The following is a 17,913-nucleotide window of genomic DNA, read 5'->3' on the forward strand; positions in this document are numbered from 1 at the left end:
CTACACACTCATATCTAGCTGCTCGCAATGGCACAGAAAAATCCGGTCTGGTTACCCGCTATGGGTCTATTTTCAAGTGAAATCAGAATAGGCATGGCCATTAAAACCCCAGCTAACGTCGCCGTTAACGACGGCAATATAACCATGGCACCATTTATTCTGTTTTCTTAGATCTGCGAGTAAGCCTATAAGACACTCGCAGTAAATACCGCTAGGCAACCGCCATTTTTAAACTTCTTACATTATAAGTTTGAGCCACCACGTTTTTCTTTATTGTGGTTGATGAGGTGCGGGGATTATAAAGCACTTGTTTGATCTGCTTACCGGCTGATTTCAAATACGACTCTACTGCGAGATTATGGGGTTTATTTCCCCAGTCTTCGCCAATCACGAAAATATCTGCATTCACCTCTTTGCAGCCCGACACATACTCAAGCTCATCGTAGAACCGCACAATATCCACGCAGCTCAATGCCCTAAGCATTTCCATCCTTTGTTCTAAAGGAATAACAGGTACGTTAGGTTTATATGAATTCACCACACGATCTGACGCAACACCAACAGCTAACACACCACCCAAGGATTTACAGTACTGCAGTAAAGCAAGATGTCCCACGTGTAACAAATCAAACGTTCCTACGGTATATACAATCATATGTTATTTAATTCCTCATAAAATAAATATTAGCGCCGTTTTAACGGCAGTTTTTGCGAATCTACATACTCACGACAAAATCTTCCAAGTGTAAATTGCCGTTATTCCTAGCGTGTAGCATGCAAGCAGAACAACATTTCTCGGATTACCAGAAAGCTTAGGGGTTTTAATTTCAGACACATTCAACGCAGCGAGTCCCAATGCGCTGGCATAAAGCACAACTGAGAATATTCCAATAGGCAGAATACTTTCTAAAAGAAATATCGAAACCAGAATAATATTGTTGTTATCTAGGGCCAGTCCTGTGTACTTCGACTCATCAGACAAGCCAAAAGTGCTGAAGTAGCTCAAACGTATTGCGCTGGCAGCAAGCACGATAAAGGCTACCGGCAGAAATATCGGATCAAAAACACCGAAGCTAAGCAGCAAAACCGCAGGCGTTACACCATAGCTCACTATGTCGATAACTAGGTCGAGTTGACCACCGAAAATGCGGTCGCTCCCCGTGCGCCCCTTCATCCTTCGCGCCACCAAGCCATCGGCCCAATCAAACGCAACGGCCCATATCATGCCAATCATCGCAGCATAGAAAACGCCAAGAATGCTGAAATAAATTGCTAGAATCGTGCATGCCAAGCCGGCAAGAGAACACACATTAGGGAGATCTTTTACAAAAGAAATAATACTAGGCTGTACGTATTGAGGTTCTTCGTTATTGCTAATCATGGCGTTCCTAGAAATAAGTACAAACTAAGGAAGCACCTACATCACGCTAAAAAAAAACGCGCAGCATCTCGCTGCTAATAAAAACAGAGTTACGCCAAAAATCTGAGTTATTCGCATAAAGATCGAAAAGCGAAAACAGCAGGTGCTATGAATCGACCCTATTCGCGTGTCAACAAACAGAATCGTAATATGGAGGATAAAGATGTGAGCCGTGTCGAATTAACACATGGGAACGGCAACTACCCACTATACGCTCTATTTAGACTGTCGCACAGGAGTTTAATAGTTTATTTATATGGCGACGCCAAATGGAATAGTTTTTTCAAAAAAATACAATTCTTCTGTAATCCCCAGGCCCCACAATAACTAAAGCCGACTACTCCCTTACGCCTGCTCCAACTCACGCTGCAATGCCACTTCATCCATAACGCGCAATTGCCCATAGGCAAGCTGGATAATCCCCTCTGACTCAAACCGCTTTAGCTCGCGACTGATGGCCTGCCGAGAAACCCCTAGCATTTTTGCTAAGTCTTCTTGGGGAAGATGCACATCAATCAACATACCGGGCTTATCATCGTTCACGCCATAGAAGGCCAACAACTCCAAAATACGCTGAGCCAAGCGCGCAGGTAAGGGGAATAACGCCACTCCTTCTACGTAACTCAAGGCCAAGCGCAATTTGCGACACAGCATGGGGATAAAATATTGATATAGCTCGGGCTTGGCTTTTAATAGGGCATCGAATCGTGTTCGGGGTAAAAATAATACCGCGCAGTCCCCCATGGCGAAAGCATCAAGACTGCGCGGCAAACCGTCTAGCAGCGACACTTCGCCGATCCAGTCACCGGGTTCAACCAGCATCACTAACAGCTCTTTGCCCTCGCGACTGCTATTACTAAGCCGAATACGACCTTGTACCACACCAAACAAGCCGTCGCCATCATCACCCTGCGCATAAACACACTCGCCATCGGCAAGTTGTTTTACTACGCTCACGGCCATTAATTCTTCAACCACGTCGGCAGGTAGACCTGACAACAGCGGGTTGGTGGCTAAGATTTCGCGCTTATCGATCACCATGTACTTCCGTATTACTAGACACTTTTAATTTTATTCGCGGCCATTCACGCCAACACTGTAACTTTATTGACAGTTTTTAAGCTACAGAGCGCCGACAATTAGACTATAGATTAAACTCAAATACGCAAAACAATAAGGATAACGTTCCATGACGGCAATCACTTCACTTAAAGATCGTGTGTCTGCACAAGAGTGGCAGCTTCGCGTAGACCTCGCCGCGGCTTACCGGCTAGTCGCCTTATACGGCTGGGATGACTTGGTTTTTACCCATATTTCAGCGCGAGTGCCCGGCCCCGAGCATCATTTTCTGATCAACCCCTACGGGATGATGTTCGAGGAAATTACCGCCTCATCGTTAGTAAAAATCGACCTCAACGGCGAGAAGGTCGAAGATTCGCCCTACCCCGTCAATCCTGCTGGTTTCACCATTCACAGTGCGATCCACCAAGCGCGAGAAGACGCCCATTGTGTAATGCACACCCACTCGCTTAACGGCGTTGCGGTGTCGGCCCAACGGGATGGCGTATTGCCACTGTCTCAACAAGCCACACTGATACTGGCAAGCCTCGGCTACCACGATTACGAAGGCATTGCCTTGAACGAAGACGAAAAGCCCCGCTTGGTTGCCAATCTCGCGGACAACACCTTCTTGATGCTCCGCAATCACGGTTTGCTAACCGTCGGCAACAACCCTGCAGACGCGTTTTTGGCCATGTACATCTTTGAGGCCAGCTGTATGATTCAGGTACGCGCACTGGCGGGCAACCGCGAATTAATTCCGATCAACCCCGCTATCGTTGAAGGTGTAAAAGAAGCGGCAAAAATTGTGACGCGCGGTATGTTCGGCGGCTTAGCCTGGCCGGGATTACTTCGTAAATTAGACCGCCAAAACCCCGGCTACGCAGAATAACAGGAGCACACTATGTCCACGACAAACAGCGAATTACAGCATTTCAATAGCTTTGCAGAGTTCTATCCTTTTTATTTAAATGAACACGTCAATAAAACCTGTCGCCGCCTGCATTTTGTTGGTAGCACTCTGGTTTTGAGCCTGCTAGTTAGCACCGTAATAAGCCAAAACTGGGCCTTGCTTTGGCTGCTGCCGATCATTGGCTACGGCTTTGCGTGGGTGGGGCACTTCTTTTTTGAACACAATAAGCCCGCCACCTTCAAACACCCGCTATATAGCTTTATCGGTGACTGGGTAATGGCAAAAGATATGCTGATTGGCCGAATTCCTTTTTAAGGGCTCCGGCCCTACCCTGACAAAACCCGACTTTGCGCTATGCTGTTACTGAACACCAAGCCCTAAATCTTCTATAACGAGGCGCAAAATGGACATTATCCTACTAAGCAGTTTCCTTAAATGGTGCTGCATTCTTAATTTCAGCATCCTATTAGTCAGTACACTAGCCTTATCACTGCGGCCCGATTTTGTTTATCGCGTACACGGCCAAATTTTCCAACTCTCAAGAGAAGCATTCAACACCCAAATCTATCAATTTTTGGCGCTATATAAACTATTGGTTCTAGTGTTTAACCTCACTCCTTTTTTGGCATTATGGATTATCCAAATGTAAGATGATTTCCGCTCTGCCGCCGGACTGCGCTAGAATCACCTACCTTGTACTTACATTATTTGGACCTCAAATGAAAAAAGTTAGTCTTCTACTCATCAGTCTTGTTTTAGCGGCCTGCTCAGGAAAACCCAGTGACCGACAAATAGAGCAACTCGTTTCAGAAGCTATTCTTAGCGATGGTGGCGCTGAAACTTACAGCATCTCAGACTTTGAGAAAACCAATGGGCTGGCCAAAACCGAACAACTTTATATTGCTGATGTTCGCTACCAACTTACCTTTAAGAAGGGCTTTGAGGAGTTAAGCGATCAAGTCATTAACACCCCCAGCGACTCGCCGTTCGAGACCGTAGGTGCCGGCTTCAAACTCATGACTATGCGTATGCAGTTTGGCGACTTTAAAGCCGGCGACTCAATTACCAAAGAAGATCGAGTACAGCTAGTAAAAACAGAACAAGGCTGGCGTTTAGACGATTACTAAACGCGGGAATGACCACCACTGCGTAGTGCGAGCATTTATGCTGGCACTACGACTAGGGATGCGAATAAATACACGCCACCACAAAAGATCGAGATAGCATTTAATTACTACATAACAATAACTTTACCAGTCATCTTCTCGCCGTGAATAGCGCATATATAGGTATATTCGCCCGGCTTATCAAAGGTGTGAGTAAAGGTAGAATCGTGCTTAAGCCTTGGGCTACGGACGCTCCCCATCAAAATAATATGATTAGAACCATCATAGTTAGTCCATGTCACCGTGGTACCAGCTTTCACTGTCAGTACTGCAGGTGAAAATCGCATAAAATCGACAATCGAAACCGTATTCTCGGCCTGCTTGCCTGATGCAGCGGCACTACCAATCACCTTAATAGGCGACCCCACCTTTTTAATACCGGCAGATTCAACACGTTTTACTGGCACCGGTGCCGATTGCTGCGTTGGCACTGAGGGACCATGCAATGCGATGCCCGCACTCGCCGCCGCAGAGCTTGCGGAGCCTGCAACAGTAATAACACCTTTCATTGATGGGTGAAGACCGCACTGATATTTGTGAACACCGGGTGCAGAAAACTCTTGGCTGTAATCAGCCCCTTTAGCAAGACGAGGACTTTCTTTACCGTCAATTAAAATGGTGTGACTAGCGCCATCTAAGTTTTCCCAAACTACACTTTGACCCGGCTGAACGTCCACTGATTCAGGGCCAAACTTATAATTCTTAATTTCAACCTTTACACTTTCAGAAGCCGCCAGCACATCTGATGATATTGCAGCCCCTAAAAACATGGTTAAAGCAGCAAGTAGGGTATAAAGACAATAATATTTCTTCACAGTAAAACTCCTTCGCAATAATATTTCTTCACAGTAAAACTCCTTCGCAATGCTCTTTTAACACCTTAAAAAAGCATTACGATAAACGAGAAATTATTTTTTCTGACGTGAATTCCGCATACGGTTAGTACGCCACGTCATCCAAACCCCAGATATCGATAGCAAAACCGCAGCAACACCTACCAAATTAATAAGAGTGGAGCCGAAGGATCCAAACAAACGCCCGCTGTGCAAGTCGATTAATACCTGCTCCAAAGCAACCGTTGGGTGCGCATAGGGCTCAACATCTGCCTTTGCGCCTTCTGATAAGGTTTCTAATGCCGACCACCTTACTTGATCAGGCTTGTCGAACTCATTCCACGTGAGCCCGTCTTCGGTTATATAGGTATTCTCACCTTGCAATGCGAGATAAGACTCGCCACCCTGCTCGTATAAGCCTAAATTACGAATATGGCCTACCGGCAACATGAAGCCACTTTGCTCTTCAATTACCACCCCTTCGGTAGACAGCAGGGTCAATTTGTCATTAGTGGCAACATAGAGTGTTTCACCAAGACCGTTCTTTACATCCACAAACCCCAAGGGCGAAGGTATATGCTGTTCCAATGCAATATCATCTAAAACGGTATTTTCTGTGGTAGTGACCAGCCAATGCTCGCCCGAGCGATAACCGTTCTCGGGGACCTCAGCGTGAAGCCCATATAAAGACATTAACGCTACCGAATTAACTCGAATCGCATCCAGACCCATGCTGACACTTTGATTTAACAAAACACCACTAAATCCAAGCCAGCCCATAAAAATAAATGCAAACAATCCTATACGCTGATGCCATTTCCGCAACAGCATCGACACATTCATTTTGGGTTTACCTGCCGACGGTTTAAGGGTATTAACAACCGCCTTACGCTTCACTGTGGAACCAACAGGCGTCGCGGTCTCAGGCCCACGTACATCAGCCGCACGGAGCGCATTTTGATCACGCATAGTACCTCCTAGAAACTAATTTCATTTATTGCGCAATGAATCCAGGGTGATCGCAGTACGCGCCATCCGTTTCATCATATTCACAGACAAGGTCGCGCCCGTGATATTATCTACCGGCTTATCTAAGCCATTTCCTGCTGCTTTCGAGCCATTAATTTGATTTAAAAACGATGGCTCCGCAACCTGCTCCCCTCGAGACTCTCGATAAACCAAAACTTTAGCTGAATCAACGACACCATTATTGATAACAAAACCACTTGTGGTTGGTACATAGCCTTCTTTACCAATGTCATCAAATATCCATACCGTTCTTTCACCGTCTTCCCAATAGCGCACTCGCTGCTGTGGAAAGGACCGATTAAATACTGCTGCTATTTCACGCTGATCATTACTGTCAAGAATCAGCATCTTTGGTGCCGGAACATTGTTTTTAAATACCTCCGCTAAAAACACCTCCGGGGTCTGGAAGGTTTTATAAATTTCAAATGCCTTTACTGTTGCAGCGCTAAACAAACACAAACCTAAAACAGCAAATAGCGCAATGAACTTGGATTTTGGGGCTGGTACTGCGGCATCTAAAACAGATGCCGCCCCGCCCGCTTTGTCAAATTGATAAAGCATGCGTACTCCAAAATATATTAACGAGTTACAATCGCGTGTTTATAAGGAGCCAATCCTGCTATGAGCTGATTACACGCTTCATAAGTCAATTGAATCCGCTCACAGGAATTATAAGCAGCTTCAACTACCGCATTAAATTGAGTCAGAGTAATACCCAAATCTGCATGCGCCGCCGCCATACTCGCCCCCTGATACTCGACATCACCGCCAAGTACCAACTGAACCAACTGCGTATTTAAATATATCTGCCTCTCGATATTACCGAACTCACGAAACACGTGGTTAATACGATTGTCTAGCATAATGTAATAGAAAAGACCCTCGACCCAGTTCCGCACCCCCTCAGGACCACCAAACTGTTCAACCGCATCACTGTCGATTGGAGGATAGGTCCCCGTTTTACCCGTCTGGGAAAAACTCGGTGACGCAGCCACACACAACATAAAAGTTATCGCAATAGTACGAAATAGTTGTTTCATAATTCTCTCCTGATATTCAAAAAGTATTTTTACTCAACATTAGAAGCTGGCTTGCAACGACAAATAAAAACCATGCTGGTCAGGAGTAAGCGTAATATTACCTAACATCGCATATGCCATGGTGATAGAGAGGTTTTTATTTGGAAAAAAGGCGACGAAAGCATCATACCAATCACTTTCATTCTGAGTTAGTGTTCCCGCCACGTTAGAAAGCCCCAAAGTTTCTAAAGTAGGTTGCAAGGATGTTAAATCTAAACCTGCAATTTCAACGCTTTGCCCATTTAGATTGTCACCATGCTTTGCCCACTCCACACCGATAACGGTATCTTTGCGAAGTAAATATGCCAAAGATATTTCTGGGCGAATTTCTTTATCACTGCCATCTGGACCACCAAAACCGACCAAACCAGTTTGGTTAGCAGCAGTGTATCTAGCAGTTATATTGATAAGCGTATTAATTGGGAAGAATATTTTTGTCGCTGATATGTATGCCTCCCAATCCTTCGTTTTGTCTGCTCCAAGGGTTGTCAACAATTCATCATTCTTGTTGGTCTTATAAAACGCACCAACTGCGACCTGGGGAATAAAATTATCAGAATCGTAAATCGCCTCACCAAACACACGAACTTTTGCGCCAATTACTTCCATATCAATTGTGGTATTAAAGGGCTCTATACCGGTACTAATAGGTAGGCCAGCCACAGAGTCAGTTAATCCACCCACCGTGTCAAAAACAAGACCTAATGTATCAAATGTCGAACCCGTTGTTAGTGAACTAGATGTGTAAGACAGCTCAAATCTATCCCAAAAACCAACCGCCGCACCCACAGAGTGCAAGGTATAGTTCGCCAACGGCGCGTAAGTATAGTGAAGATCTCCGTTAATCCCCTCTTTAGTTGCGTAGCCGGTAATTGTTGCCCAAGGTGTAATACCGCCACCACCAGCACCATCGATCATGCTAACACCGCCGGTAGCCAACACCTTACCTGAGTCAAATAAGTCTCCATGAGATATACTACTCGCGAGCATTGCTACGAATAACGCCGCACCTTTACTCAAAGGAAACTTGTTTCTTTTTGCTTCTTCCATTTTGATGCTCCTAATCAATAGACAAACCACAATGCATAAATAAATGCCCCGCGTTCTCGCGAACCTTCTCTGTTCTTAAATTGCCAATCGCAAAGTTGTTTAAACTTAAAAAACTCAAGCAACCTATCTAGCAACTCAAAACACGAAATCCGTCTTTTTAAGGGTGCATTACACAACTAGCAACGGGTGTGCCATATATGAAAATCTGAACAAAGAGAGTTATGCAGAAAATATCGAGGCGCGCATAATGTGCATAAACAAACACCGACACACGACAAAAATGCGCGATTTATGGGCGAAAAATGGAGGGGTATGTCAATTTAGTTACATAATGGAACCAGTAAATCTGCAATATGAATAAATACAGTGCACAAAAAATAATTTATCCCGCCACCGCAAAAATCATCAATTTTATAGCTGCACACTTATGTAGCCACATCATTCAATACAATAATAAGTAGATTCGCACCAAGACAGAGCAAGCCATGAAGACTAGCAATAAACAAAATTCCATCGGCGACTAAAAGGTTAGATAATAAATAATATTGGTCACTTACAAAGCCAACATCGCCGCCAATTAATACCCACCTATCAATTACCGGCACATCCTGTAAAAAAATTACCAACATGGTGCCAAATTAATACAATAGCACCACAACAAATCGCTTGATTACGCACAGCTTTTAACCACACGCACAATAGCAATGCATAAGATGCGATTACTGCAATAGAATTACTTACATTTGATCTTAAATATGACAAATTTTATTTATTTTTATGAAATTTATTACTTATTAGACATATTAAAAACAATATTCTTGCTTGGCACCCTAATTGCAGACTTTTGAAAACAATAAGTTCATTAACACATTTAACCCTTAATCATCCTGGAGTCAAAATGAAACCATTAAATGCATTATTACTCAGCACTGCACTCACAGTGGCAAGTCACGCACACTCTCAAGCCGATTTAGCCAGCCTACCTGCCGGCTTGCTCGGAGGTATACTTCCGGGAGTACTTGACCTAACCAATCAAGCACTCCCGTTAGTAAATGGTCTTCTAAGTAACGATCTCGTTGGCGGCTTGGTGGGCGATTTGGTTCTTCCCCTTACCAGCAACCTATTAGATCCAGTATTAGGGGGCACGTTGCTAGGCCTTGATTCATCACTACCCCTTGTGAATGGACTTATAAGTAACGATCTCGTTAACGGCTTAGTAGGTAGCGTAGTTTTCCCTCTTACCAGCGGCTTGCTCGACCCTGTTTTGAACGGTGTATTGCCTATCGTTAATACTGCTGTAATTCCTCTAGTCGGCGGAGTGGTCTCTGGAGGCGTTCTCTAGTATTTTTTGCGCATTGCGGAGTTAGCTATCAGCTGTTGTTTCCCCCCTGAAAAGCAACAAGTTAACTCCGCCTTTTTTAATTTATAATTACAAAAAACTAAAATACCTATAAAGTCCTAAGGCACATAGCTGATAGGGTAATTACCATAAACAAATACCGGCACCGCCTTACTATCAAACTTCATCTGCTTAACGCGTTGAACCAGCTTATTCTTTAACTCGGGATTAAAAAAGCTAGACGACACAATAGTACAATCACTCACACTGCCATCCGGCTGAATCGTTAAGGCCACCACCACCGTCCCCGCGCCAATCGTTGAGTCACTTCTCGCCGCGCGATTAAATATGGCATAAAAAGCACTTTTGCTGCGATCAAAGGCTAATTGAATCTCCTCTAAACTACGAGTCTTCTGCCCGCCGCCGCTGCCACCTTCTGCCACCGCGACCTTTGGTTTACCCGAAGACACAGCCACTTTTTGAGTACTATGTTTACTTAAGGCAAGCTTATTCGCATCATCGCTAATATTCTCACCATCAATAGCACCTACTTCACTGCCCCGCGTATTGGCACTCATCAAATTAGACGAAGGTGACGCCACATCATCTACAACACTACCTCGATCCCGCAGCGCCTTTACAGACGCTAGAGATCGCGTGTCGGTGTCTCGCAATATTGCCAGCTGCTCACTAAAGGCCATTACACCACTGCTCGCGGCGACCTTTTTTGCCGCTGCGGTATCTCGCTGCACATTTTTTGGCGATGACGCCGGTGGCTCAATGGCTTTTACCGGCTCTGGAATTATTTGCTTAGGCACCTCAACAGCCTTGATAGGCTCGGGCTTGGTATCTGGAATGTCTGGCGATTTGGCTTTCGGCTTTTCTAATACCGCCGGAGGCAGTATCTCTAGGTAATATTCCTCCTCGATTTCCTTTAATTCCTCTAGGGGTTCTATCACCCAAAAAGGTAAAACAATAAAAAAGAATAGCGTTATGGCTAGGACATTGGCCAATATTTGGCGGAATCGCCTATCGGCATCCTGATGAATTCCCCAATTGTCGAATCCCAGCTGTGTATTATTAAAGCCAACATTCATAGACTAGCTCCTTGCTCTAGCGCCCTAACCGCTAATGACACTTTGCCATACTTTGCATCTACGCAGGTCGCCAATACTTTCTTTAGCAGTTCATACGGTGTTTTATAGTCTGCAACAATATTGACATCGAGTATTTCAGGCTCACCGTCAATTAGCGGCTTTTCATCATCTTTCTGCCTGCTACTCAATACCTGCGCCAAACTTTGCAAAGTTCGCTCATTTACAAGCAGCGCCTCATCCACACTCATAACCACATGATCATCTACCAATATACTGTGATCACTTATGGCTACAGCGACCGTCCGTTTAGCCTTATCTTTAGATACTGAATCAGGCAGCTTTAGGTTCTGATACTCGGGAATAACCTCTACGACCAAGGCATTAACAAGTAAATAAAATACTAATATGGCAAATATATCGATCAAGGAAACGACATTAATACTGACCTGTCTTTTCGACTGCTTAATTTTGCGAATAATGCGTCTTTCGCTTGCTGAATAACTCACTTAGCACCCACCTCAGCATCANCCATTGAAATTGCAGGGAAAAGCGGCTTTGACTCGCCTCCCTCTACCAATCGGTATTCACGAATACTGTCCATCACACGAATAATTTGCTCGTAGGAAACAGTATCTGCCACGAGTAAACTTACCCGTTCTTCATTTGGGTGCTCTGCCTTAATAGACCGCAGTAAACTCGATAATGAATCTGTATCTACCTGAGCGTCGATGTGATTAACACTGGAACGTACACCTGACTCAGCCACCACTACTTTGCTTTCATACAAGCTGATCGCCAACTGAAAGTCAGATTGAGTTGGACTGGGTGCATTACTCGCAACAGGAATGGTGAGATTTAGAGTATGTAATTTGCTAGCAGAAATAGATGAACCGACCAGCAAGAAAAATACCATTACCGCAAACACATCGATCATCGATACGATATTTAATTCACCGTCGCCATACCCTTTAAGCTTCCGCTTTAATCGCCGAGTTCGTTTTGATCGGCGCTGCTCTACTTCTTCATATTCCGGTTCTGCTTGAAATAATGAGGTCACAGCAAACTCCTTGAACGCCCATTGCACAAATTACGATTTAAAGTGCACGGCACTGCTATTACTAACTAAAGAAACAAATCGAACACAGGCGGACTCCAAGGTATTCACCAGCTCTTCTGCCTGACTCTGTAAATACGCGTGGGCAAACAAAGACGGAATGGCGACCATCAAACCAAATGCGGTGCAGCTCATCGCCTCTGAGATTCCCGCCGAGAGCAAATTTGCCTTCTCGACCGGATCTGCACCACCTAAGGCGCCGAAAGCCGTAATCAAACCGAAAACCGTACCCAACAAGCCCAGCAAAGTTGCAGCATTAGAAAATGTCGCTAAGTAATGTGTTCTTCGCTCAATAGTTGGCAATATAGAAATCAAGCTATCTTCCGTCGCCATCTCTAGCTCACTGCGTCGTCTTGCACTTGCCGCCTTATCTAAACCTTCGTTCAGAATGCGCGCCACGGCAACTTTAGACGCTCCTACCAGGGCTTGAGCCTCAGCCAAATCATCAGCTCCGAGCATGGGCGACACCTTTGCCCACAACTTACGATTTTCCCGTAACGATTTACCCAAAAACACAAAACGCTCTATGCTTATCGCCAACGACAACGCAAGCACCAACGCTATCGGATACATAAAGTGTCCGCCATTATTAAAAAACACAACAAAACTATTCATGGCTTCCATGTAACATCCTCACCGATAATCATAAAATTACGTTTACTAAAAGTCGCAGCTACCAATTATTTCTTTGCAATCGCCAAATCTGATATTCACGACGCATTTCATCCCACTCGGCTTGACGCTTAAAATCGCTCGCATCGACCTCTGCAATCTCCTCCTTCAACAATCGCGGAGGTCGGTCGATATCGCTAACTTGCTCATTACTCCATGGCATAAGGTATAAGCCCACCGCTGCCGCCGCATCACCGTGAATCGTCATTCCCATTGCGGTGTCAGCCGCCTTGGTAGATGCATTCTCTTCGTTCGCCAATACGCCGCCAACAATAAACATCAAACTTATGGCCGCGACACCAAGAAATCTCATCTCACCACCTCACTATTCGTCGCAAGGTAATTCATACTTTCTTCAAGATTACGAATCCACGCAGATACCAGCATATTTTTTCCACCAGTCTGCGCTTGGTAAACTCGGTAGTGATCTAAAGCTTCTTTGGGTCTGTGCAAATTTGCCTCGTATAACATGGCAAGATTCAAATGGGCTTCGGCGTACGTTGGGTCTATGGCAATGGCCCGCGAATACCACATTGACGCAGAGGAATATTCCTTCTTAACACTGCTAAGGTAGCCCAACCAATTCATCGCCACGGTATTCTTGTCTTGGCACTTAAGCGCCTGATTAAAGTAATTTTCTGCTTGATCATATTGACGCTGACCGGCGCTAATAATCCCAAGATTAGTCCACGGCCCAGAGTAATTTGGTGCCTTCTCGGTAATTGCAATGAGTGCCGATTTTGCAGACTCAATATCTCCCGCCTGCATAGATGCCAGCGCACTTTTAAACTCAAATGCATATCGAGATTTGGCACCGTCATTTTTCACCACTTGGTTTGTGCTTGAGCACGCAAGCAAGATAGATGAAATAAAAATAGCGAATAGTATTTTAATAAAGTGAGTCATAAACTTTCTCAAGATGAGGTTGTTTTCCATACTTTGCCGGTGCCAATGCCGCCAGTGCGATTAAGCTCTTCCGCACCCCCGCGGTCCATACGCCCTCGCCAACTAGAGCCATATTCGATTCGTATTCAGCAATGGCCTTTTCCTCAAAGGGATATGCCTGCTCTTCTAATAAAATCATATATTGCTCTAGAACATCGCCGTCCAATTTAGTGGGTACTTCAGATTCCATTAAAGCGGTGGCGAATTTGCGATACAGCTCACCCAACTCATAATTAGCGAGGGTCGTAATATCTGAAAACCCAAAGGAGGAGGAATTCACAAGTGAACTGATGGCTTTTTCCATTGCCGCTCGTCTACGCGGCAAACTCTTCTCGATAGGCAATGACAGCGGAATTGCATTTGCCGAGGCCACATCCACCATCGCCAGTTTGTAACTGGCGTCCGCAGCCATTAACTGGGACTGCGCGTTATTTTCTCCCGAGAGCCGATCTGCTTCGACGATATTACGCAGCCACTTATAGTGATTTGTGGCGCTTTCAGGATATAAACCGGCAAGCATCAAACGTGTTTTCTGCGCCTCATCTAGCGGCTTCGGAAATGCCTGCAAATATCGCGTTAACACCCGAATACCATCACCTGAAGCACCAGCCGATAGGTAGTGCTTACCTGCTGCCAATTGCGCCGTTCTGCGCAGCTCACTAGAAGCCGACGGGTACAAGGCGATGCGCTCGTAAACCTTTGCCGACTTCTCTAATTGTGACGACTTCTGATATGCCGTCGCCAGCATTTTGTCAGCGTCTAGCGCCATACCATGCTCACTAAACTGAGCATTAAAGCGCGTCAACACCATCGCAGTTTGCAACCATTCTTTTACTTCAAATAATTGCCCTGCTGCATTAAACATAGCCTCAGCAATAAGCTCTTTATCCCTAGATAAATCTGCCGCACGCTGAAATAAATTTGCCGCTAAGCGCGCCTGCCCCTGCTCTCGAGCTGCCTCCGCCTGACGATATACCGATATCGCCAGCCGCCGCTCGGCGATATCCTTGCGCTCACTATTGTCTAAGCCCAAACGTGGCACTAAGGCCGCATAGTAGGTCTCTGAATTTCCAAAATCTTCTTTAGCGAAATACGCATCGGCAAGTAAACCCAATGCCTTGTCTTGCAGTGCGGTATCAGACCAGTTTTTAGCATCCACCAAGGGTTGGCAAATCGCGATAACATCGTCATAGCGATTTAAGACGTAGTAATCCTCTGCACCCGTGAGTAAGACAAACGAGCGTTGCGGATGATTGAGAAAGCTCGCTGCAAATTTAGCGATTGCGGAAAACACCGTCTCACCTGCGCTGCTAACTTCCGCATTTGCGGCGCCATCCAGTTTTAGACTTTCATGCCAGTGGCGATATGACTTCACCTGCGCGAGAGCAGCGTCGCCGGCAGCCTTGGTGCCCTCAAGCTCATAAGCTAATTTGCCATATTGAGCAGCAGCGTCCGCGAAGCGAGCAGCGTCATACAGTGCATCCGCATAAAGGCTTATCAGATCTTCCTGCTCTTTGTCCTCAGGAAACGCCGAAATAATCGCGAAGTATTTATCTGCCACTTTTGAAAATTGTGGCATTGCCTTCTCTACGTCACTCTCAGCAAGCGCCTGCGCCGCTGCGTGCCTAAACTTTACAACCTCGCCCATATACTGCCTGACTAGGGATTTATGGCTGTCGCTTATTTTGTCACCTAACCACACTTCACTTTCTGGCCCGTAGTTGGCAATGTACTGCTCCTGCCCTACTACCGCTAACTCCTCAAAGCCACCGTTTTGATAAGACTTCACTGCCTGCTCACTAAAGCCCTGCGCCAATTCATGCTGCGGATGCAATGACGCAAACGATTCATAAACATGGGCAGCATCGGTATAACGTTTTTCTTCCGAAAATATAGCGGCAAGACCACTATAGATGAGAGGGGAATAATATTGGCTATTACGTTGATTGAAGTAGGCGTTGATGTCATTCGCTGAGGGGTATTTTGAAAATACCCTGCTCATACCACGCACGGCGTCTCTAAGTATTTCTTTCTTATCCTGTGGCGCAGCAAGAAGCATGTCATCTACGCTGCTAATCTCAGGCTTCAATTCCAATTGATCTAAAATATTGGCAAAGCCTGCCACCGCAGCGGTGTAATCACTGAGCTGATAATATGTCCATGCCTGCTTGTATTGGGCAAGCCACCAAAACTGGACAGTAGATTCACGACCGCTAATACGCTGATACTCTACCGCTGCCTCGCTATAGCGCTTGCGTAAATACAGCATTTCCGCTGCTCTAAATGACGATTCATTTAACCGTGTTGACTGCGAATACTCGACAGCTAAACGCCGCAATGTATCTATCGATTTATCGCCTTGTTCACTTAAATCATAGGCTCTTGCCAATTGATAAAGAACGAAATCTCCCGCGCTATAAGTGGGATACTCCTTCAGTAATTGTCTATACAAAGTTATGGCAGTGCTTAAATCCTGCTGTAGAGAGGCCTGACTAACGCCCGTGCCTTGATCAGAACCAATATGTGAGTCGACAAATTCTAGTCGTAAATCCGCCGCGCGACGTATTGACTCCGCCCGAACAGCCGGCGCGGCTGCTAAGGCAATCACCCGCTCGTAATGTTGTATCGCTGCGCGTCTTGCCGCCTCCATCTCCTTTGTTGCATCGTCAATATCTAATTTCGGCGCTGGCCTTACAAAAAGACGATCTGGATTCTGGGCATTGCGGTCCAAAAGGCTGCCGATGGTTTGTTTATCGCCCTCTATTGCCGAATAGGCGTGACTGGCGCTAAACACTATGGCAATAAGTAGAGCCAATGTTGCTCGGCGCGCGACCGTCGAAGTGACTTTCTTAGCGTGATCATTTCGGCTCATGATTCACCCCCACTCCAAACCACACCGGATAATTGCAGGCGAAGTCGTTCGTAGTTTCTTGCTAGGGCAAACTCGGCTTCCGCAGAATAAGCTTCGGTGCGATGACGCCGTTCCACAATTCGCGTCAATGCCAGCTTTTCTAGCTCACTAGCTAAGGTCGCACGTGCGTCGTCCACCTCCGCCAACGCCGCCTCAATCCTGCCACCACCTAGGGTATTTAAACGCTTGTAGATAAGATCGAGCTGTCTAAGCTCTTGTAGTGTGTTGCGGAACTCGGCGCTATCTAGCAGTAGACTCAGATAACCGCCCAAACGATTTGCGGTTAATTCGCTAAGCCAAATATCCCAGCCGTTGCTGTCTATATCTGCTGCGCGAATACTGCTGATTAAGCCACCACTGCGAATAGCTTTTTCAATCTTCGCCAAGTCCTGACTAGCCTGCTTTAAGCGCGCCACCGCAGCCCCATAATATTGTTGCGCCCGCGCTTCTTGGCCGTTCCAGTGAAGCATCAAATAAGGAAGTATTAACATGACTTCCTGCACCGCTGGATCAAGGGGGTCGCGACTTATTAATTCCATCCACGGCACTATAGCCGCGCGCAGATCTTCTTCCTTCTCGCCCTTGGCTATCGCCCACGCTCGCCGAAAAGGTGCCTCTCTCCGCGACCATGCAATATCATCCTCAGATCCCGACCATAGATAGCCTTCAGAAGACAAATCACTCGCGTTTAATTTATCCAGCGTTGTCGCGCTTTCTTTCCCTGTATTTGGGCTCAGCAACGCCCAACCCAAGCCCACCAAAGCCTTGTTGGCATACATACTTAAACGTCGAACTTGCCGGAAATAATGAACAGCGGAGCGATTATCTCCAGACTCTAAAAAGTAATACCCGAGCGTTAAATTAGTTTTGTCTTGCAGCAATACGGTGTCATTTTCTACATACTCACCAACTGAAATTTCTTTGAGCACGCTCACACCATCAAGCGGTGTATTTGATTTAAGCAAGGAGACACCGCGATTATAATTCGCATAAATATCTGCGGCGCTGCTCTCTATATTTTGCGATCTATTTTGATGTGAAATTTTTATACCCAGTTCCGACAAACTCACGCCCAACTCATTCGCTGCAGCCAGAAACGCCGCATTCATCTCAGAGGTGGCATCTATAGTTTGACCGCGTTTACTTGCCGCCATCGCCAACTCTATTAGGGCATCAAATGGCTTATGGGTACGTGCATTAAAATACGCCACTCGCAGTCGAGGGTCACGCCCTGTTCCCTGGGTGTACGTATCTGCCATTACATTTGATGCTATTGAAGACAGCAT

23 protein-coding genes are annotated in these 17,913 nt (G+C 45.8%); 6 read left to right on the top strand and 17 right to left on the bottom strand.

Annotated features, from left to right (window positions below; all coding sequences use genetic code 11):
- The first annotated feature begins 27 nt into the window (after window positions 1–27).
- Window positions 28–171 (top strand): hypothetical protein, encoded by a 144-nt coding sequence (locus GVJ32_RS08855; RefSeq protein WP_159239688.1) that lies wholly within the window; start codon window positions 28–30, stop codon window positions 169–171.
- A gap of 40 nt (window positions 172–211) precedes the next feature.
- On the opposite strand, the gene GVJ32_RS08860 is transcribed toward GVJ32_RS08855, so the two are convergent.
- From GVJ32_RS08860 to GVJ32_RS08870, 3 genes are all read right to left on the bottom strand, one after another.
- Window positions 212–655: an adenylyltransferase/cytidyltransferase family protein gene (locus GVJ32_RS08860; protein ID WP_159239689.1), complete on the bottom strand. Its 444-nt coding sequence runs from the start codon at window positions 653–655 to the stop codon at window positions 212–214.
- Between the two features lie 69 nt (window positions 656–724).
- The gene (locus GVJ32_RS08865; protein ID WP_159239690.1) at window positions 725–1,381 is read right to left on the bottom strand and encodes a CDP-alcohol phosphatidyltransferase family protein; all 657 of its coding nucleotides are present in this window, start codon (window positions 1,379–1,381) and stop codon (window positions 725–727) included.
- 384 nt (window positions 1,382–1,765) lie between these two features.
- Window positions 1,766–2,458: a Crp/Fnr family transcriptional regulator gene (locus GVJ32_RS08870; protein ID WP_159239691.1), complete on the bottom strand. Its 693-nt coding sequence runs from the start codon at window positions 2,456–2,458 to the stop codon at window positions 1,766–1,768.
- A 151-nt stretch (window positions 2,459–2,609) separates the two neighbouring features.
- On the opposite strand from GVJ32_RS08870, the gene GVJ32_RS08875 reads away from it, so the two are divergent.
- The 4 genes from GVJ32_RS08875 (at window position 2,610) to GVJ32_RS08885 (ending at window position 4,519) form a co-directional block, all read left to right on the top strand.
- Window positions 2,610–3,371 (top strand): class II aldolase/adducin family protein, encoded by a 762-nt coding sequence (locus GVJ32_RS08875; protein WP_159239692.1) that lies wholly within the window; start codon window positions 2,610–2,612, stop codon window positions 3,369–3,371.
- Between the two features lie 12 nt (window positions 3,372–3,383).
- Window positions 3,384–3,707: a DUF962 domain-containing protein gene (locus GVJ32_RS08880; protein ID WP_159239693.1), complete on the top strand. Its 324-nt coding sequence runs from the start codon at window positions 3,384–3,386 to the stop codon at window positions 3,705–3,707.
- An 88-nt stretch (window positions 3,708–3,795) separates the two neighbouring features.
- Complete coding sequence (locus GVJ32_RS18475) at window positions 3,796–4,041, top strand: DUF6868 family protein (RefSeq protein ID WP_353652899.1); 246 nt, start codon at window positions 3,796–3,798, stop codon at window positions 4,039–4,041.
- Between the two features lie 70 nt (window positions 4,042–4,111).
- Window positions 4,112–4,519, top strand: a complete 408-nt coding sequence (locus GVJ32_RS08885) for a hypothetical protein (protein ID WP_159239694.1) — start codon at window positions 4,112–4,114, stop codon at window positions 4,517–4,519.
- A 107-nt stretch (window positions 4,520–4,626) separates the two neighbouring features.
- On the opposite strand, the gene GVJ32_RS08890 is transcribed toward GVJ32_RS08885, so the two are convergent.
- The 6 genes from GVJ32_RS08890 to GVJ32_RS08915 all read right to left on the bottom strand — a co-directional run bounded on the left by GVJ32_RS08890 (window position 4,627) and on the right by GVJ32_RS08915 (window position 9,178).
- Window positions 4,627–5,373 (bottom strand): cupredoxin domain-containing protein, encoded by a 747-nt coding sequence (locus GVJ32_RS08890; RefSeq protein ID WP_159239695.1) that lies wholly within the window; start codon window positions 5,371–5,373, stop codon window positions 4,627–4,629.
- A gap of 93 nt (window positions 5,374–5,466) precedes the next feature.
- Window positions 5,467–6,360: a PepSY domain-containing protein gene (locus GVJ32_RS08895; RefSeq protein ID WP_159239696.1), complete on the bottom strand. Its 894-nt coding sequence runs from the start codon at window positions 6,358–6,360 to the stop codon at window positions 5,467–5,469.
- Window positions 6,361–6,381: 21 nt separating this feature from the next.
- Window positions 6,382–6,981, bottom strand: coding sequence for an FMN-binding protein (locus GVJ32_RS08900; protein ID WP_159239697.1), 600 nt, complete (start codon window positions 6,979–6,981; stop codon window positions 6,382–6,384).
- A 17-nt stretch (window positions 6,982–6,998) separates the two neighbouring features.
- Window positions 6,999–7,460, bottom strand: a complete 462-nt coding sequence (locus GVJ32_RS08905; protein WP_159239698.1) for a group I truncated hemoglobin — start codon at window positions 7,458–7,460, stop codon at window positions 6,999–7,001.
- Between the two features lie 39 nt (window positions 7,461–7,499).
- Window positions 7,500–8,549 (bottom strand): DUF3034 family protein, encoded by a 1,050-nt coding sequence (locus tag GVJ32_RS08910; RefSeq protein ID WP_159239699.1) that lies wholly within the window; start codon window positions 8,547–8,549, stop codon window positions 7,500–7,502.
- A 425-nt stretch (window positions 8,550–8,974) separates the two neighbouring features.
- Window positions 8,975–9,178 (bottom strand): hypothetical protein, encoded by a 204-nt coding sequence (locus tag GVJ32_RS08915; protein ID WP_123181916.1) that lies wholly within the window; start codon window positions 9,176–9,178, stop codon window positions 8,975–8,977.
- Window positions 9,179–9,447: 269 nt separating this feature from the next.
- Here GVJ32_RS08915 and GVJ32_RS08920 point away from each other — a divergent pair, with 269 nt between their 5' ends.
- Window positions 9,448–9,891, top strand: a complete 444-nt coding sequence (locus GVJ32_RS08920; protein WP_123181915.1) for a hypothetical protein — start codon at window positions 9,448–9,450, stop codon at window positions 9,889–9,891.
- 116 nt (window positions 9,892–10,007) lie between these two features.
- On the opposite strand, the gene GVJ32_RS08925 is transcribed toward GVJ32_RS08920, so the two are convergent.
- From GVJ32_RS08925 to GVJ32_RS08960, 8 genes are all read right to left on the bottom strand, one after another.
- On the bottom strand, window positions 10,008–10,985 hold the full coding sequence (locus GVJ32_RS08925) for a TonB family protein (RefSeq protein WP_123181914.1): 978 nt from the start codon (window positions 10,983–10,985) through the stop codon (window positions 10,008–10,010).
- A complete protein-coding gene (locus GVJ32_RS08930; RefSeq protein ID WP_123181913.1) occupies window positions 10,982–11,491 on the bottom strand; it encodes an ExbD/TolR family protein in 510 nt (169 codons plus the stop codon). Before GVJ32_RS08930 ends, GVJ32_RS08925 begins: the two co-directional genes overlap by 4 nt.
- The gene (locus GVJ32_RS08935) at window positions 11,488–12,069 is read right to left on the bottom strand and encodes an ExbD/TolR family protein (RefSeq protein WP_435808072.1); all 582 of its coding nucleotides are present in this window, start codon (window positions 12,067–12,069) and stop codon (window positions 11,488–11,490) included. Before GVJ32_RS08935 ends, GVJ32_RS08930 begins: the two co-directional genes overlap by 4 nt.
- Window positions 12,070–12,072: 3 nt before the next feature.
- Window positions 12,073–12,723 (bottom strand): MotA/TolQ/ExbB proton channel family protein, encoded by a 651-nt coding sequence (locus GVJ32_RS08940; RefSeq protein ID WP_200841377.1) that lies wholly within the window; start codon window positions 12,721–12,723, stop codon window positions 12,073–12,075.
- Window positions 12,724–12,772: 49 nt separating this feature from the next.
- On the bottom strand, window positions 12,773–13,084 hold the full coding sequence (locus GVJ32_RS08945; protein WP_159239701.1) for a hypothetical protein: 312 nt from the start codon (window positions 13,082–13,084) through the stop codon (window positions 12,773–12,775).
- Window positions 13,081–13,677, bottom strand: coding sequence for a tetratricopeptide repeat protein (locus GVJ32_RS08950; RefSeq protein ID WP_159239702.1), 597 nt, complete (start codon window positions 13,675–13,677; stop codon window positions 13,081–13,083). The genes GVJ32_RS08945 and GVJ32_RS08950 overlap by 4 nt, the downstream gene beginning before the upstream one ends.
- Window positions 13,661–16,588, bottom strand: coding sequence for a tetratricopeptide repeat protein (locus GVJ32_RS08955; RefSeq protein WP_159239703.1), 2,928 nt, complete (start codon window positions 16,586–16,588; stop codon window positions 13,661–13,663). The genes GVJ32_RS08950 and GVJ32_RS08955 overlap by 17 nt, the downstream gene beginning before the upstream one ends.
- Window positions 16,585–17,886 carry a hypothetical protein gene (locus GVJ32_RS08960; protein ID WP_159239704.1) on the bottom strand — a complete coding sequence of 434 codons (1,302 nt, stop codon included), beginning with the start codon at window positions 17,884–17,886 and terminating at the stop codon, window positions 16,585–16,587. Before GVJ32_RS08960 ends, GVJ32_RS08955 begins: the two co-directional genes overlap by 4 nt.
- Window positions 17,887–17,913: the final 27 nt, after the last annotated feature.

It is taken from the genome of Zhongshania aliphaticivorans (assembly GCF_902705855.1).
Lineage (GTDB): Bacteria > Pseudomonadota > Gammaproteobacteria > Pseudomonadales > Spongiibacteraceae > Spongiibacter > Spongiibacter aliphaticivorans_B.

Coding starts and splice junctions, on each gene's coding strand:
- GVJ32_RS08865 (WP_159239690.1), bottom strand. CDS start 1,381: ATGATTAGCAATAACGAAGAACCTCAATACGTACAGCCTAGTATTATT.
- GVJ32_RS18475 (WP_353652899.1), top strand. CDS start 3,796: ATGGACATTATCCTACTAAGCAGTTTCCTTAAATGGTGCTGCATTCTT.
- GVJ32_RS08900 (WP_159239697.1), bottom strand. CDS start 6,981: ATGCTTTATCAATTTGACAAAGCGGGCGGGGCGGCATCTGTTTTAGAT.
- GVJ32_RS08940 (WP_200841377.1), bottom strand. CDS start 12,723: ATGGAAGCCATGAATAGTTTTGTTGTGTTTTTTAATAATGGCGGACAC.
- GVJ32_RS08910 (WP_159239699.1), bottom strand. CDS start 8,549: ATGGAAGAAGCAAAAAGAAACAAGTTTCCTTTGAGTAAAGGTGCGGCG.
- GVJ32_RS08920 (WP_123181915.1), top strand. CDS start 9,448: ATGAAACCATTAAATGCATTATTACTCAGCACTGCACTCACAGTGGCA.
- GVJ32_RS08880 (WP_159239693.1), top strand. CDS start 3,384: ATGTCCACGACAAACAGCGAATTACAGCATTTCAATAGCTTTGCAGAG.
- GVJ32_RS08925 (WP_123181914.1), bottom strand. CDS start 10,985: ATGAATGTTGGCTTTAATAATACACAGCTGGGATTCGACAATTGGGGA.
- GVJ32_RS08875 (WP_159239692.1), top strand. CDS start 2,610: ATGACGGCAATCACTTCACTTAAAGATCGTGTGTCTGCACAAGAGTGG.
- GVJ32_RS08905 (WP_159239698.1), bottom strand. CDS start 7,460: ATGAAACAACTATTTCGTACTATTGCGATAACTTTTATGTTGTGTGTG.
- GVJ32_RS08955 (WP_159239703.1), bottom strand. CDS start 16,588: ATGAGCCGAAATGATCACGCTAAGAAAGTCACTTCGACGGTCGCGCGC.
- GVJ32_RS08915 (WP_123181916.1), bottom strand. CDS start 9,178: ATGTTGGTAATTTTTTTACAGGATGTGCCGGTAATTGATAGGTGGGTA.
- GVJ32_RS08945 (WP_159239701.1), bottom strand. CDS start 13,084: ATGAGATTTCTTGGTGTCGCGGCCATAAGTTTGATGTTTATTGTTGGC.
- GVJ32_RS08855 (WP_159239688.1), top strand. CDS start 28: ATGGCACAGAAAAATCCGGTCTGGTTACCCGCTATGGGTCTATTTTCA.
- GVJ32_RS08885 (WP_159239694.1), top strand. CDS start 4,112: ATGAAAAAAGTTAGTCTTCTACTCATCAGTCTTGTTTTAGCGGCCTGC.
- GVJ32_RS08950 (WP_159239702.1), bottom strand. CDS start 13,677: ATGACTCACTTTATTAAAATACTATTCGCTATTTTTATTTCATCTATC.
- GVJ32_RS08960 (WP_159239704.1), bottom strand. CDS start 17,886: ATGGCAGATACGTACACCCAGGGAACAGGGCGTGACCCTCGACTGCGA.
- GVJ32_RS08895 (WP_159239696.1), bottom strand. CDS start 6,360: ATGCGTGATCAAAATGCGCTCCGTGCGGCTGATGTACGTGGGCCTGAG.
- GVJ32_RS08860 (WP_159239689.1), bottom strand. CDS start 655: ATGATTGTATATACCGTAGGAACGTTTGATTTGTTACACGTGGGACAT.